The following is a 15,667-nucleotide window of genomic DNA, read 5'->3' as shown; positions in this document are numbered from 1 at the left end:
CTTAAGACGGGCGCAAGCCGCGTTCGAGCCAGAGTCGACTGCCCAGGGTGACAGCGCCATCGAGCAGCAGCGCCAGTAAGGCGGTACACGCGGCGCCGAGCAGCAGTTGCGGCTGATTGTTCAGCGCGATACCCGGGAAGATCAGGCTGCCAAGGCTGTTGGCGCCGATCAGGAACGCCAGCGGCGCTGTCCCGACATTGATCGCCAGCGCCACACGCACACCACCGACGATGATCGGTACGGCGTTGGGCAACTCGACTTTCCACAGCACCTGACGCGGGGTCATGCCGATGCCGACGGCGGCTTCTTTGAGTGAACCCTGAACGTTTTTCAGGCCTTCGTAGGTGTTGCGCACAATTGGCAACAGTGACGCGAGGAACAGCGCGAAGATCGCCGGGCCACTGCCGATGCCCAGAATCCCCAGGGCAATCGCGAGCACGGCCAGCGGTGGCACGGTGTTGCCGATGTTGAAGATCTGCATGAAGCGTTCAGCGCGGCCGACCATGTTCGGGCGACTGAGGAAGATGCCAGCGGGGATGCCCACGACGAGGGCAGCCAGCATTGAAGCGAGGACAAGAATCAGATGAGCTTGCAGGTAAAACAACAAATCGTCGCGGTAGTGTTCGATCGTGTTGATGCCGATCCAGTGGACCAGCAGGGCCAGGAGCGCGATCACCACCGCACCTCCCATCAGCCCTTTGCCATAGCGGATAGCCACAGGCGGACTCCTTTTTTTTAGTCGGCGAACGCCATCCTGCGTGGCAGGCCAAACCTTGGCTGCCGGGAAAGAACGTTCGCGAGAAGCAGCTCCCTCAGCACCGGCAAAAAACGGTCTGAAAGCGAGCCATGAGCGCAGCCTCGTCAGGCTAACTTGCTGATTTTTCAGCCCCTGACGCAATGTCGTAACAGGGGATGGACGTCTCCGTGCTTCAAAAGGTTCCCATCTGAGACAGCATTTGGCCACCCCTGATGTGCTCAACGGTTCGGTTATTGTCTGGACTTGGGCTATAATCGCGGCCCTTTTTTGAATCACCGCCAGGCGATTTCCCATGACCAACCAGGCCGCCGAAGTCGCGAAACGCCGCACTTTCGCCATTATTTCCCACCCCGATGCCGGTAAAACCACGATCACCGAAAAGCTCCTGTTGATGGGCAAGGCGATTGCGGTGGCCGGTACGGTGAAATCCCGTAAATCCGACCGCCATGCGACATCCGACTGGATGGAGATGGAGAAACAACGGGGTATTTCCATTACCACGTCGGTCATGCAGTTCCCGTATCGCGATCACATGGTCAACCTGCTCGACACCCCGGGCCACGAAGACTTCTCCGAAGACACCTACCGCACTCTGACGGCAGTGGACTCGGCCTTGATGGTCCTCGACGGCGGTAAGGGTGTTGAGCCACGGACCATTGCGCTGATGGACGTTTGCCGTCTGCGAGACACGCCGATCGTCAGCTTCATCAACAAGCTCGACCGTGACATCCGCGACCCGATCGAACTGCTCGACGAAATCGAAGCCGTTCTGAAGATCAAGGCGGCGCCGATCACCTGGCCGATCGGTTGCTACCGCGACTTCAAAGGCGTGTACCACCTGGCCGACGACTACATCATTGTCTACACCGCCGGTCACGGTCACGAACGCACCGAAACCAAGATCATCGAGAAGCTCGACTCCGACGAAGCGCGCGCGCATCTGGGCGACGAGTACGACCGCTTCACCGAGCAGTTGGAACTGGTACAGGGCGCCTGCCACGAGTTCAATCAGCAAGAGTTCCTCGACGGCCAACTGACCCCGGTGTTCTTCGGTACCGCGCTGGGCAACTTCGGTGTCGACCACGTGCTCGACGCCGTCGTTGACTGGGCGCCGCGCCCGCTGGCACGCGTGGCCAACGAGCGCACCGTGGAACCGGTCGAAGAGAAGTTCTCGGGCTTCATCTTCAAGATCCAGGCGAACATGGACCCGAAACACCGCGACCGCATCGCTTTCATGCGTATCTGCTCGGGCAAGTACGAGAAAGGCATGAAGATGCGCCATGTGCGTACCGGCAAGGACGTGCGCATCGGCGACGCCCTGACGTTCTTCTCCTCCGAGCGTGAGCAACTGGAAGAGGCGTTTGCCGGCGACATCATCGGTCTGCACAACCACGGCACCATCCAGATCGGTGACACCTTTACCGAAGGCGAAGTCCTCGGTTTCACCGGTATCCCGCACTTCGCCCCGGAACTGTTCCGTCGCGTACGTCTGCGTGATCCGCTGAAATCCAAGCAACTGCGTCAGGGCCTGCAGCAGTTGGCTGAAGAGGGTGCGACCCAGGTGTTCTTCCCGGAGCGCAGCAACGACATCATTCTCGGTGCCGTCGGTGTGCTGCAGTTCGACGTGGTCGCCAGCCGCCTGAAAGAGGAATACAAGGTCGAGTGCTCGTACGAGCCGATCACTGTTTACTCGGCGCGCTGGATTGAATGCGACGACAAGAAGAAGCTTGAGGAATTCTCCAACAAAGCTGTGGAAAACCTGGCAGTCGATGGCGGTGGTCACCTGACTTACCTCGCTCCGACGCGGGTTAACCTGGCGTTGATGGAAGAGCGCTGGCCGGATGTGAAATTCCGTGCGACGCGTGAGCATCACTAAGCGCTGAATTGTTTTGTCCAAAGCCCCCTAGGTGTATGCCTAGGGGGCTTTTTTTGCTTGGTTGGTTTGGGTGTATATCCGTTTCTGCGGGTGTTGCGGCTGACGGTTTCGCCCTTACGGCGACTCACTTTTTTTACAAACGCCTAAAAAAAGTAAGCAAAAAAACGCTTGCTCCTACGTGCGGCCCGCTCGCTGGGGCTCGGGGTTCCTTCGCTGCGGGATTGATCCGGGGGGCATCGCCTCCGGTTTGCTGCGCTGCACCTCCTCTCGATGTGTTTGGCTTCGCCAAACGGTCGCTGCGCTCCCATCCCCGGATCAATCCCTCCACTCAGCCTTCCGACGTCGCCCGTGGATCAAGATCAAGAGCTGCAGCCGAGCTAACGCTCATCCTGTTGAGTGGTGAGGAGCAGAGGGGATACGCGTTCTGCTCATGCTTTTTTGTGGGAGCGAGCCTGCTCGCGAAGGCGGCCTGATGGCCGACCATTTTCTGACTGAGTGCATTCAATCTACCTGAGCTGCCGAAGGTTGCACCTGCATGGGGCTGTAGGGCGACTCCGTTTTTTGTGATCTCGACATACTTGAGCGCGACAATCCGCGAGCTGACCGTTAGTGTCTCAGGTTTGCGAAAGTCGCTTTGAGAGGTCAAAGGAATGACAAGTCGGCTGACTCACCTGCTGCGAATCAATGGCTATTTCGGCGTAATGGCCTGGGTGCTCGCGGCGCTGCTGTTCATCAATCGCCTCAGCAGCATGGTCAAGCTGTTCATGGCCTTGTATCTGCGTCAGGAACTGGGGCTGGCAATTGAAACCGTGGGCTGGCTGCTGTCCGGTTACGGCGCGGGGCTGTTGATCGGTTCGATGGTCGGTGGGTTGCTCAGTGATCGCTTTCCCACGGCGCGGCTCACGGCGGCGCTGTTTTTCCTGTCGGTATGGACCCTGATCCTGTTGGGGTTGGTCACCGACGTGCCGTGGCTTGCGGCGTTATTGCTGTTGAGCGGTGTGCTCGACGGGGCGATCCGCACCCTGCATCAACGGTTGATCATGGAGTATTGCGAGGTTGCGCAGCGTTCGCGTGCGCAAGCTTTGAGCCGGGTCGCGAGAAATCTCGGGATGGCCGCTGCCGGGGTGGCTGGCGGGGTGTTGGCGCAGACGGATTTTCGCTCGGTGTTTTTCGCCAGTGCGGCGATGACGCTACTGGCGTTGCTCTGGTTTGTCCGCACGACCTGGCGTCGACCGGTGCTGATCGTTGAGGCGTCAGCCGACGCGGGCTCCGGCTCATCCTCTGCGTATCGCGACAAGGCGTTTCTCTGGTTACTGGCAGCGGCGGTCTTGCTCGGCATGGCGTTCGATACCGTCTACAGCACGCTGGGCAACTATCTGCGTGACTACTACCACTTGAGCACAGAAGCCATCGGCTGGCAGTTCGCGCTCAACGCGATACTGATCGTGGCCCTGCAGATTCCGCTGTCCCATTGGGGCGAACGGTGGGGCATGCGGCGGCAACTGGTGGCCGGCAGTCTGTTGCTGGCTATCGGGCTGGGCATGTTGCCGTTGGGCTCCGGACTGTTTTTCGTCTGCCTGTCGACGGTGGTCTGGACACTGGGCGAAGCGCTGTTCATGCCGCCGCTCAATGTGTTGGTCATGCAGCATGCACAGAGTGGCAAAAGCGGGCAGTACTTCGGTCTGTTTTTCATGAGCTGGAGTGCGAGCGCACTGGTATCACCGGTGCTGAGCGGTCAAATGTACGGATACTTTGGCGGGCACAGTGTCTGGCTGGTCAGTGCGACGCTGGCGCTGTTGGCCATCCCGCTGATTTATCAGGCCACTCGCACACGCGTCTCGGACGCGCCTTAAGGGCAGGCCGGCGTCCTCTAGCGGCTCCGGCTATTGGCGTTATTCGAAACCAGTCTTTGTGCCGAGGGTATTTCTGCCGGCTGATTAGTGTCTTGTCTGGTGAACCCGGCGGATCGGAACTAGATTTCATTCATCGCCGGATCGGCATGTTTGTCTCACCCGCAGAGGATGGAATCGATCATGAAAAACAGATTGCTACGCGTTTTGCTGCTGTTGAAAGTGATGGTGATGTTCTCCCTCGGCACCGCGACGGCTTGGGCCGAGTGCGAGGATCACGATGCCCAGGCCTTCAGCGGGCAGGTGGGGCACAGCGGGCTGATGCTGGCCAAGTCTGATTCTGAGGGCGGTGATAAAGGCCAGGGCGGCAGCGAAGGCGATGATGATTCGACCACCGACGAGCCGGATACCGACGACGGTGACGAAGGCGACAGCCAGACGTAAATTGCAGACAAAAGAAAACCCCTTCTTCCTCGACTGATGCGCAATCGAAGCGGAAGGGGTTTGGTTAACACTTTGACTCTAAGTCCAACACCCTCTCTGTGGGAGCGGGCTTGCATTTGCCTCTGGATTTGCGGATGCCGCGCCGTCGTCGCTGGGTTTTGCTGACGCGTACAGACCTGCAACTCAAATCCCCTGTGGGAGCGGGCTTGCTCGCGAAAGCGGTGTGTCAGTCGACACAAATATTGACTGAACCACCGCCTTCGCGAGCAAGCCCGTTTCCACCGGTTTTTGCATTTGCCTCTGGATTTGCTTACGCCGCGCCGTCGAGGAACTGCTCGGCGTAGTGGCACGCCACCTGCCGGTTGTCGAGCTCGCGCAGGGCCGGCTCTTCAGTGCTGCAACGCTCGGTCGCATACGGGCAACGCTTGTGGAACGCGCAGCCTGCGGGCGGGTTGAGCGGGTTGGGCAATTCGCCGACGATCTTGATTTTCGGCTTGTCCGGATCCGGGTGAATCGTCGGGGTCGCCGACAGCAGAGCTTGGGTATACGGGTGCAGAGGACGATCATAGATGGCGTTTTTCGGACCCATTTCCACCGGGCGACCGAGGTACATCACCATCACGTCATCGGCCACGTGTTGCACCACCGCCAGGTTGTGCGAGATGAACACGTAGGCGGTGTTGAACTCCTGCTGAAGATCCATGAACAGGTTCAGCACCTGCGCCTGAATCGACACGTCCAGCGCCGAAGTCGGTTCGTCCGCCACCAGCACTTTGGGTTGCAGCATCATTGCTCGGGCCAGGGCGATCCGCTGGCGCTGACCGCCGGAAAACATGTGCGGATAACGCTGGTAGTGCTCGGGACGCAAGCCGACCTGCTTCATCATCGCCTGGACTTTCTCGCGACGTTCGGCGGCGGACAGGTTGGTGTTGATCAGCAGCGGCTCGCCGAGCTGATCACCGACTTTCTGCCGTGGGTTCAACGACGCGTACGGGCTCTGGAACACCATCTGCACGTCTTTGCGCAGTTGTTTGCGCTGGGCCTTGTCGGCACCGGCCACTTCCTGGCCGGCGATTTTCAAGGAGCCGGACGACGGCTCTTCAATCAGGGTCAGGGCGCGGGCGAGGGTGGACTTGCCACAGCCCGACTCGCCGACAACCGCGAGGGTCTTGCCGGCTTCCAGTTCGAACGACACGCCGTTAAGCGCGCGCACGGTCGCCTGGCCCTTGAACAGGCCACGGGAGACTTCGTAGTGACGGGTCAGGTCGCGGGCGGTAAGTACGACGGCCATTACGCCACCTCCTGGTTCAGCGGGTAGAAGCAGCGGGCGAGGCTGTGGCTTTTCGGGTCAAGGGTCGGACGCTGCGCGCGGCAGCTTTCCTGCACGTACGGGCAGCGCGGCGACAGCAGGCAACCCTGCGGACGGTCGTAACGGCCCGGGACGATGCCCGGCAGCGTCGCCAGACGCTCGGCGCCCTGGCTGTGCTCCGGAATCGCCTTGAGCAGCGCTTCGCTGTACGGGTGCGCCGGGATGTCGAACAGTTGTGGCACCTGACCGACTTCAACGGCTTGGCCGGCATACATCACGCACACGCGCTGGGCGGTTTCAGCCACGACCGCGAGGTCGTGGGTGATCAGCACCAGGCCCATGTCCTGTTCTTTCTGCAACGCCAGCAGCAGATCCATGATCTGCGCCTGAATGGTTACATCGAGTGCCGTGGTCGGTTCGTCGGCGATCAGCAGTTTCGGCTCGCCGGCAATCGCCATGGCGATGGCGACGCGCTGGCTCATACCGCCGGACAGTTGATGCGGGTAGGCGTCCATACGGCTGGCGGCGCCCGGGATTTCCACTTTTTCCAGCAGTTCGATGGCACGTTTACGCGCTTGCTTGCCGGACATTTTCAGGTGCAGGCGCAGCACTTCTTCGATCTGGAAACCGACGGTGTAGCTCGGGTTCAGTGCGGTCATCGGGTCCTGGAACACCATCGCCAGGTCTTTGCCGACGATCTGCCGGCGCTGGCGGTTGCTCAGGGTGAGCATGTTCTTGCCGTCGAAATTCAGGGCGTCGGCCGTGACGATACCCGGGTGCTCGATCAGGCCCATCAGGGCCATCATGGTCACGGATTTGCCCGAACCGGACTCGCCCACGATCGCCAGTACTTCGCCCTTGTCGACTTTGAGGTCGAGGCCGTCGACCACCGGCACGGCGGTTTTGTCGCCGAAGCGAACGTTGAGATTCTTGATTTCTAGCAGTGACATGGGAATCTCCTCAGGCGGCGTTCTTGAGTTTCGGGTCCAGCGCATCGCGCAGACCGTCGCCCATCAGGTTGATTGCCAGCACGCTTAGCAAAATTGTCAAACCAGGCAGGCTCACCACCCACCAGGCGCGTTCGATGTAGTCGCGGGCCGAGGCCAGCATGGTGCCCCACTCAGGGGTTGGCGGTTGTACGCCAAGGCCGAGGAAGCCCAGGGCGGCGGCATCGAGAATCGCCGAGGAGAAGCTCAGGGTCGCTTGTACGATCAGCGGTGCCATGCAGTTGGGCAGCACGGTGATGAACATCAGGCGTGGCAGCCCGGCACCGGCCAGGCGCGCGGCGGTCACGTAGTCGCGGTTCAGTTCGCCCATGACGGCGGCACGGGTCAGACGCACGTAGGACGGCAGCGATACCACAGCAATCGCAATCACGGTGTTGATCAGGCCAGGGCCGAGGATGGCGACAATCGCCACCGCCAGCAGCAAGGACGGCAGGGCCAGCATGATGTCCATCAAACGCATGATGGTCGGGCCGAGGACTTTGGGGAAGAAACCGGCGAACAGACCCAGCAGGATGCCCGGGATCAACGACATCACGACCGAAGACAAACCGATCAGCAGCGACAGGCGCGAACCCTGGATCAGACGCGACAGCAGGTCGCGACCCAGTTCATCGGTGCCGAGCAGGAACTGAATCTGCCCGCCTTCGAGCCACGACGGTGGCGTCAGAAGGAAGTCACGGTATTGCTCGCTCGGGTTATGCGGTGCGACCCACGGCGCGAACAGCGCGCAGAAGACGATCAGCAGCATGAACAGCAAACCGGCAACTGCGCCCTTGTTCTTGGAGAAGGCTTGCCAGAATTCTTTGTACGGTGACGGGTACAGCAGGCTTTGATCCACGTCGGACGCGGCGGTGGCTGCTGAGGAAGTTGGAGTGCTCATGGGTAATTGACCTCAGCGCTGATGACGGATGCGTGGGTTGGCAAAGCCGTAGAGGATGTCCACTACGAAGTTGACCAGAATCACCAGGCAGGCGATTAACAGGATGCCGTTTTGCACAACCGGGTAGTCCCGGGCGCCGATGGCTTCGATCAGCCATTTACCGATGCCGGGCCAGGAGAAGATGGTTTCGGTCAGAACTGCACCGGCCAGCAGCGTGCCGACTTGCAGGCCGACCACGGTCAGGACCGGAATCAGCGCGTTACGCAAACCGTGGACGAACACCACGCGTGCCGGCGACAGGCCTTTGGCCCTGGCAGTACGGATGTAGTCTTCACGCAGGACTTCGAGCATCGAGGAGCGGGTCATCCGCGCGATCACCGCCAGCGGAATGGTCCCCAGCACGATGGCCGGCAGGATCAGGTGATGCAGCGCGTCGAAGAATGCGCCGACGTCATCGGCCAGCAGCGTGTCGATCAACATGAAGCCGGTGCGCGGCTCGATGTCGTAAAGCAGGTCGATCCGCCCGGACACCGGTGTCCAGCCCAGGCTCACCGAGAAGAACATGATCAGGATCAGGCCCCACCAGAAGATCGGCATCGAATACCCCGCCAGGGAGATGCCCATCACCCCATGGTCGAACAGGGATCCTCGCTTGAGTGCCGCAATCACCCCGGCCAAAAGGCCCAGAATGCCGGCGAACAGCAGGGCGGCCATGGACAGTTCCAGGGTCGCCGGGAAAAGGGAGGTGAACTCGGTCCAGACGCTGGTGCGTGTACGCAGGGATTCGCCGAGATCGCCGTGAGCCAGTTTGCCGATGTAGTCCAGATACTGGGCATACAGCGGTTTGTTCAGACCTAGGCGTTCCATTGCCTGAGCGTGCATTTCGGGATCGACCCGACGTTCGCCCATCATCACTTCCACGGGGTCGCCCGGAATCATGCGAATCAACGCGAAAGTCAGCAAGGTGATGCCGAAAAACGTGGGGATCAACAACCCCAGTCGGCGGGCAATAAAACTAAACATCTTGTGTGGTACCTCATCAGCCGGTTAGGCGTACCCGGCTTCCCTGGGCTCAGGGAGGCCGGGCGTTTCTTATCTACTTCACCTGGGTGGTGGCGAAGTTATTAGTTGTCAGAGGGCTGATGTGGTAGCCCTCTACGTTGTTGCGCATTGCAGTGAACATCCGGGTGTGGGCCATGCTGATCCACGGTTGGTCCTGATTAAACAGGACCTGGGCTTGCTCGTAGAGTTTCGCGCGTTCGGCCGGATCTACTTTAGCCCGTGCTTCATCCAGCAGAGCCTGGAATTTCTCGTTGCACCAGCGCGCGTAGTTCTCGCCATTCTTGGCCGCCTCGCAACTGAGCATAGGCGTCAGGAAGTTGTCCGGGTCGCCATTGTCGCCCGCCCATCCGGCCGAGACCATGTCGTGCTCACCGGCCTTGGCGCGTTTGAGCATTTCGCCCCATTCCATCACGCGGATGTCGATCTTGATCCCGACTTTCGCCAGGTCAGCCTGCATCATCTGCGCGCCGAGCATCGGGTTGGGGTTGGTCGGGCCGCCGCCGTTGCGGGTAAACAGGGTAAACGTGGTGCCTTCTGGAACACCGGCTTCCTTGAGCAGGGCGCGAGCCTTGTCGAGATCGCGAGGCGGGTTCTTCAAGTCATGGTTGTAGCCCAGCAGCGTTGGCGGGTACGGGTTGACTGCGACGGTGGCGTTACCTTTGCCAAACAGCGCGTTGACGTAGGCTTCTTTGTCGAAGGCGATGTCGATCGCTTTGCGCACCCGCACGTCGCTCATGTATTTGTGCTGGGTGTTCATGGCGATATACGACACGGTCATCGCGTCGAGTTCGGCGACTTTCAGGTTGCTGTCTTTCTTGATGCTCGGGATGTCATCCGGCTTCGGATACAGCGCAATCTGGCACTCGTTGGCCTTGAGTTTTTGCAGGCGCACGTTGTTGTCGGTGGCAATCGCCAGAATCAGCGCATCGGCCGGTGGCTTGCCACGGAAATAGTCCGGGTTGGCCTTGAACCGTACTTGAGCGTCCTTGGCGTAACGCTGGAAGATGAACGGGCCGGTGCCGATCGGCTTGCTGTTCAGGTCGCCGGTCTTGTTGGCCTTGAGCAACTGGTCGGCGTATTCGGCCGAGTAGATCGAGGAGAACGCCATGGCCAGGTCGGCCAGGAACGGCGCTTCGCGGCGGGTCAGGGTGAACTTGACCGTGTTGTCGTCGACTTTTTCTACGCTTTTGAGCAGTTCCTTGAAGCCCATGCTCTCAAAGTATGGGAAGCCCACGCTCGACAGTTTGTGCCACGGGTGATTCGGGTCCAGCTGACGCTGGAAGCTCCAGACCACGTCGTCGGCGTTCATGTCGCGAGTCGGCTTGAAGTAATCGGTGGTGTGAAACTTGACGCCTTTGCGCAGGTGAAACGTGTAGGTCAGACCGTCATCGCTGATGTCCCAGGAGTCGGCCAGCGCCGGTATCACTTCGGTGGTGCCGGGCTTGAAGTCCGCCAGCCGGTTGAAGATGGTTTCGGCCACCGCGTCGGCTGTGACTGCAGTTGTGTACTGGACCATGTCGAAGCCTTCCGGACTGGCTTCGGTGCAGACCACCAAGGGTTTGGCCGAGACGCCGATGGCGGCGCTCAACAACGCGGCAGCAACGGCCGCACGTAGGGGAAGCATTTTCATCGATAACCCTCTGCAATCGGTTGAAGACAAAAAACCGAACGGCCGACTCTTCATGAGTCAGCCGTCGGTTAGCGTTTTTTACAGGATGTTGAATGGGATGGTGGTCACGAGACGGAACTCGTTGATGTTGCCGTCAGCCTGGTGCTCGCTGGCGCGGTGAGTGGTGTACGTCGCACGAATAGCGGTGGCCTTGAGCGGGCCGCTCTGCACGGCGTAAGAAGCACCGACGCCGTATTCATAGTGGCTCTCGCCATTCATCAGGCTCAGGTCGCCGCGCTTGGCTCCTGGATCGGTGTAAGCCGTGCCACGGTAGTGAGTGCCGTCGATGCCCCAGCCGCGCGCCTGGTAGATGTTGAACTTCAGGCCCGGTACGCCGTATTCAGCCATGTTCAAGCCGTAAGCGATCTGGAAGGATTTCTCGTTCGGGCCGTTGAAGTCCGACAGCAGGGAGTTGGCCAGGTAGATGCCGTTGGTTTCGTGCAGGTAGTCGAAGTACTCGTTACCGTTCACTTCCTGGTACGAGAAGGTCAGGCTGTGTGCCTGGTGAGTCAGACCAAGCGACAGCGAGTAGGTGTCGTTGTCGATGTTGCCCATCAACTTTTTGCCTTCGTCGACAGTCTTGTAGTAGTTCAGACCGGTGGTCAGGCTCAGGACCTGGCTGTCACCCAGTTCGTGGGTGGCGCCGAAGTAGTACTGGTTCCAGAAGTCTTCAACGTTCGCGACATACAGGCTGGTTTTCAGGCTCTTGAGCGGCTGGTAGTTCAAACCGGCTGTGTAAACCTTGTCGGTTTCAACACCAGTGGCCGAGTACTCGGAACGGAATTTCGACAGGCTCTGTTCGGTACGTGGCGAGACGCGGTCGAAACCGGCCAGGTCAAACGACAGGTTGCTGAATTCTTCGCTGTGCAGGCTGATACCTTCGAAGCTCGAAGGCAGCGGACGGTTGCCGATGACATCGACGATCGGCGTGCTGAAATTCTGGCGACCGGCGGTCAGGGTGGTGTTCGATACGCGGAACTTGACGTTGGCCAGACCCAGTTTGCTCCATTGGCCGACAGCGTCGCCGTCGGAGTCGGCGAGGGTGCGGTTGGAGCCGCCAGCGATGTCCTTACGGTCACGATCCAGAACGATGGCGTTGTAGGCGGCCACTTCAGTGCTCACGCCAACGGTGCCTTGGGTGAAGCCCGAGGTGTAGTTGACGATGGTGCCCTGAACCCAGTTGATACGACGCGGGGTTTTGGTTCTGACCTGTGGCGTGGTGTTCTTGTCGCTGTTCTTCACGTAGCTGAAACTGTCGTCACGACGCTTCAGTTCATTGGCATAAAAGTTACGGGTTGTGCCGCCCAGGCTCTGTCCATCAATAAAGCCTTTGGCCTCGCTTTGGGCGCTACTGCCGGCCAGGGTAGTCGGGACGAACTCCTGACTGACAGGTTCTGCATACGCCGTGGCGGTGATGCTGCTGATGGCCAAAGCCAGTATCGCGGTGCTGCTCAGTTTCATGGGTGAAGCTCCTTTACTTTCTTTTTATACCGGTCTTTTTTTGGTCGTCCGGCTATTTGGTTTAGAACTCAATCACACATCGCAAACGTTTGCCAAAGGCCGGATTGGCGAATTTCGGCAAAGCGCTTGCATGAGGGGGATAGACGGCCCCCCTCAGCATTGCGGCTAATCGGTTGGGTTAATCGATACTGACGCCCGAGAACACGTTGCGACCGAAGGGGCTCACCTTGAACCCTTCAACCCGCGTGCTTAACGGTTGGTTGACCGTCGAGTGGGCGACAGGCGTGATCGGCACTTGCTGCTTGAGCAACTGCTGCGCCTGTTTGTAAAGCGCGGTGCGCTGGTCGCGGTCGGTGACGACCTTGGCCTCTTTGATCAGCTTGTCGTAAGCCGGATCGCACCACATCGAGTAGTTGTTGCCACCAATGGCATCGCAGCTGTACAGCGTGCCGAGCCAGTTGTCCGGGTCACCGTTGTCACCGGTCCAGCCGATCAGGCTGACGTCGTGTTCGCCATTCTTGGTGCGCTTGATGTACTCGCCCCATTCATAGCTGACGATCTTCACTTTCAGACCGATCTTGGCCCAGTCAGCCTGGAGCATTTCGGCCATCAGTTTGGCGTTCGGGTTATACGGACGCTGTACCGGCATCGCCCACAGGGTGATCTCGGTGCCTTCTTTTACGCCGGCAGCCTTGAGCAGCTCTTTGGCTTTTTCCGGGTTGTAGGCAGCGTCTTTGATCGTATCGTCGTAAGACCACTGGGTCGGTGGCATGGCGTTGACCGCCAGTTGGCCGGCGCCTTGGTAAACGGCGTTGAGAATCCCCTGTTTATTCACAGCCATGTCCAGCGCCTGACGCACTTCGAGCTGGTCGAACGGTTTGTGGCGCACGTTGTAGGCGATGTAGCCGAGGTTGAAACCCGGCTTGGAGATCAGTTGCAGTTTTGGATCGCTCTTCAGCGCCTCGACATCGGCCGGGCGTGGATGCAGGGTGATCTGGCATTCGCCAGCCTTGAGCTTTTGCACGCGCACCGAGGCGTCGGTGTTGATCGCGAAAATCAGGTTATCGAGCTTTACCCGGCTCGGGTCCCAGTATTGTTTATTAGCTGTGTAACGGATGTTCGAGTCTTTCTGGTAGCTCTTGAACACGAACGGGCCGGTGCCGATCGGCTTCTGGTTGATGTCGCTCGGCTTGCCTTCGGCCAACAGCTTGTCGGCGTATTCGGCGGACAGAATGGCGGCGAAGCTCATGGCGATGTTCTGGATGAACGCGGCGTCAACGCTGTTGAGCGTGAACTCCACGGTCAGTGGCCCGGTCTTTTCGACCTTGGCGATGTTCTTGTTCAGGCTCATCCCGTTGAAATACGGGAACTCGGTCGGATAAGCCTTACGGAAGGGCTGTTGTGCATCGAGCATGCGATTAAACGTGAACAACACGTCGTCGGCGTTGAAATCGCGGGTCGGCTTGAAGTAAGGCGTTGTATGAAATTTCACACCTTCACGTAGGTGAAAGGTGTACTTGAGACCATCCTCGGAAATATCCCACTTGGTAGCCAGACCTGGGACGACATTGGTCGCGCCTTTTTCGAACTCGACCAAACGGTTATACAGCGGCTCGGCGGCGTCGTTATCGGTGGCCGTCGTGTATTGCGCGGTATCAAAACCCGCCGGGCTGCCTTCGGAGCAGAACACCAGGCTTTTGGGGGCGGCGAAACTGGCGGACGTGGCGGCCAACAGGCCGGCGCCCAGCAAAGCGGAAAAAACCAAGGTATGGCGCATGACGCTCCCTCTTTTTTAGTGTTTTTCGATGCGCTGCGATCCCATCCGGGGACGTTGTGGCTGCATCAAGCTCAAACCAGTGCGGACAGCAAACCGTTAGCCCACACAGTCACTGGTCAGAACCCGACGGTAGGGGCCGTGGGTCTGGCAGTAAATGCGTTGAGTCCTAAAGACTCGTAGGAAAAGGCAACACAGCCTGTACCACTCTGGTAAGACCAGGCGGAAATGGTTGTAGGCAAATTCCTAGCTGATCGGCAGAAAAAAACAGCGGCGACGCTGGAAACGTCGCCGCTGTGTCTTTTTATTTGCTGACGCTGACGCCGTAGAAGGAATTCAAGCCGAATGGGCTGATCTTGAAATCCTGCACGTTGGCGCGCATGGGTTGGTACACCGTCGAGTGAGCGATAGGTGTCATTGGGACTGCATCTTTGAGGACGTGTTGCGCCTCTTTGTACAGTTCGGTGCGCTTGGCCTGGTCGGTTGTGCGCTTGGCTTCCTTGACGAGGCCGTCGAACTTCTTGTCGCACCACTTGGAGAAGTTGTTGCCGCTGAGCGAGTCGCAACCGAACAGCACGTTCAGCCAGTTGTCCGGATCACCATTGTCACCGCTCCAGCCAATGATCATGGCCTGGTTCTCGCCACCTTTGGAGCGCTTGATGTACTCGCCCCATTCGTAGCTCTGGATCTTGACGTTCAGACCGATCTTCTTCCAGTCCGACTGCAGCATCTCAGCCATCAGTTTGGCGTTCGGGTTGTACGGACGTTGTACCGGCATTGCCCACAACACGATCTCGGTACCTTCCTTGACGCCGGCTTCCTTGAGCAGCTCTTTGGCTTTCTCAGGGTCGTACTTGGCGTCCTTGATGGTGGTGTCGTAAGACCACTGGGTCGGTGGCATGGCGTTGACGGCCAACTGGCCAGCGCCCTGGTAAACCGAGTCGATGATCTGCGGCTTGTTCACCGACATGTCCAGCGCCTGGCGCACACGCAGGTCAGCCAGAGGGTTTGGCTCGTTGCTGCCTTTGACCTTGTCCATCACGTTGTAGGCGATGTAGCCCAGGTTGAAGCCGGCCTGGTCAGGCATTTTCAGCGACTTGTCTTCTTTGAGGGCTTTCAGGTCGGCTGGACGCGGGAACAGGGTGATCTGGCACTCGTTCTTTTTCAGCTTCTGAATACGTACCGACGGGTCGGTGGTGATGGCGAAGATCAGGTTGTCGATCTTCACATCGTCAGGCTTCCAGTAGTCCTTGTTCCCGGTGTAGCGGATGTTGGAGTCTTTCTGGTAGCTCTTGAACACGAAAGGCCCAGTGCCGATCGGCTTCTGGTTGATGTCGGCAGCCTTGCCTTCCTTGAGCAGCTTGGCAGCGTACTCGGCGGACTGGATCGAAGCGAAGCTCATGGCCATGTTCTGGATGAACGCAGCATCCACTTCTTTGAGCGTGAACTTGACGGTGTGGTCGTCGACTTTATCGATCTTGGTGATGTTGGTGTCCATCCCCATGTCGGTGAAGTACGGGAATTCAGTCGGGTACGCCTTACGGAACGGGTCATCCTTGTTAATCATGCGATTGAAGG

The 15,667-nt window shown here is 59.1% G+C and carries 11 protein-coding genes and 1 pseudogene (1 of these 12 running past the window's edge); 3 read left to right on the top strand and 9 right to left on the bottom strand.

Going from position 1 to position 15,667, the window contains the following annotated elements; all coding sequences use genetic code 11:
- Window position 1 precedes the first annotated feature (1 nt).
- The gene (locus ACIOU6_RS13145; RefSeq protein ID WP_221730083.1) at window positions 2-691 is read right to left on the bottom strand and encodes an ABC transporter permease; all 690 of its coding nucleotides are present in this window, start codon (window positions 689-691) and stop codon (window positions 2-4) included.
- Window positions 692-1,049: 358 nt separating this feature from the next.
- Between ACIOU6_RS13145 and ACIOU6_RS13140 the strand changes: the two genes are divergently transcribed.
- From ACIOU6_RS13140 to ACIOU6_RS13130, 3 genes are all read left to right on the top strand, one after another.
- On the top strand, window positions 1,050-2,633 hold the full coding sequence (locus ACIOU6_RS13140) for a peptide chain release factor 3 (protein ID WP_401136777.1): 1,584 nt from the start codon (window positions 1,050-1,052) through the stop codon (window positions 2,631-2,633).
- 650 nt (window positions 2,634-3,283) lie between these two features.
- Entirely contained in the window at window positions 3,284-4,486 is a 1,203-nt protein-coding gene (locus ACIOU6_RS13135; RefSeq protein WP_401136774.1) for an MFS transporter, read from the top strand.
- 180 nt (window positions 4,487-4,666) lie between these two features.
- Window positions 4,667-4,927, top strand: coding sequence for a hypothetical protein (locus ACIOU6_RS13130; protein WP_401136772.1), 261 nt, complete (start codon window positions 4,667-4,669; stop codon window positions 4,925-4,927).
- 310 nt (window positions 4,928-5,237) lie between these two features.
- Here ACIOU6_RS13130 and ACIOU6_RS13125 read toward each other — a convergent pair whose 3' ends face one another.
- From ACIOU6_RS13125 to ACIOU6_RS13090, 8 genes and pseudogenes are all read right to left on the bottom strand, one after another.
- Window positions 5,238-6,218 (bottom strand): peptide ABC transporter ATP-binding protein, encoded by a 981-nt coding sequence (locus tag ACIOU6_RS13125; RefSeq protein WP_401136769.1) that lies wholly within the window; start codon window positions 6,216-6,218, stop codon window positions 5,238-5,240.
- Window positions 6,218-7,186 (bottom strand): ABC transporter ATP-binding protein, encoded by a 969-nt coding sequence (locus ACIOU6_RS13120; protein WP_221730071.1) that lies wholly within the window; start codon window positions 7,184-7,186, stop codon window positions 6,218-6,220. The genes ACIOU6_RS13125 and ACIOU6_RS13120 overlap by 1 nt, the downstream gene beginning before the upstream one ends.
- 10 nt (window positions 7,187-7,196) lie before the next feature.
- Window positions 7,197-8,123 carry an ABC transporter permease subunit gene (locus ACIOU6_RS13115; RefSeq protein WP_221730070.1) on the bottom strand — a complete coding sequence of 309 codons (927 nt, stop codon included), beginning with the start codon at window positions 8,121-8,123 and terminating at the stop codon, window positions 7,197-7,199.
- Window positions 8,124-8,135: 12 nt separating this feature from the next.
- The gene (locus tag ACIOU6_RS13110) at window positions 8,136-9,146 is read right to left on the bottom strand and encodes an ABC transporter permease subunit (RefSeq protein ID WP_221730069.1); all 1,011 of its coding nucleotides are present in this window, start codon (window positions 9,144-9,146) and stop codon (window positions 8,136-8,138) included.
- Window positions 9,147-9,219: 73 nt separating this feature from the next.
- Window positions 9,220-10,815, bottom strand: coding sequence for an ABC transporter substrate-binding protein (locus ACIOU6_RS13105; protein WP_401136765.1), 1,596 nt, complete (start codon window positions 10,813-10,815; stop codon window positions 9,220-9,222).
- A 78-nt stretch (window positions 10,816-10,893) separates the two neighbouring features.
- Window positions 10,894-12,315 (bottom strand): OprD family porin, encoded by a 1,422-nt coding sequence (locus ACIOU6_RS13100; RefSeq protein WP_221730067.1) that lies wholly within the window; start codon window positions 12,313-12,315, stop codon window positions 10,894-10,896.
- A gap of 178 nt (window positions 12,316-12,493) precedes the next feature.
- Entirely contained in the window at window positions 12,494-14,092 is a 1,599-nt protein-coding gene (locus tag ACIOU6_RS13095) for an ABC transporter substrate-binding protein (RefSeq protein ID WP_221730066.1), read from the bottom strand.
- A gap of 301 nt (window positions 14,093-14,393) precedes the next feature.
- Window positions 14,394-15,667 (bottom strand): annotated as a pseudogene (locus tag ACIOU6_RS13090) (ABC transporter substrate-binding protein) (it continues 363 nt past the right edge of the window).

The organism is Pseudomonas sp. NPDC087615 (assembly GCF_044743445.1).
GTDB lineage: Bacteria > Pseudomonadota > Gammaproteobacteria > Pseudomonadales > Pseudomonadaceae > Aquipseudomonas > Aquipseudomonas baetica_A.
Note: the sequence above shows the minus strand (reverse complement) of the source record. Positions and strands in the feature narration are given on the sequence as shown.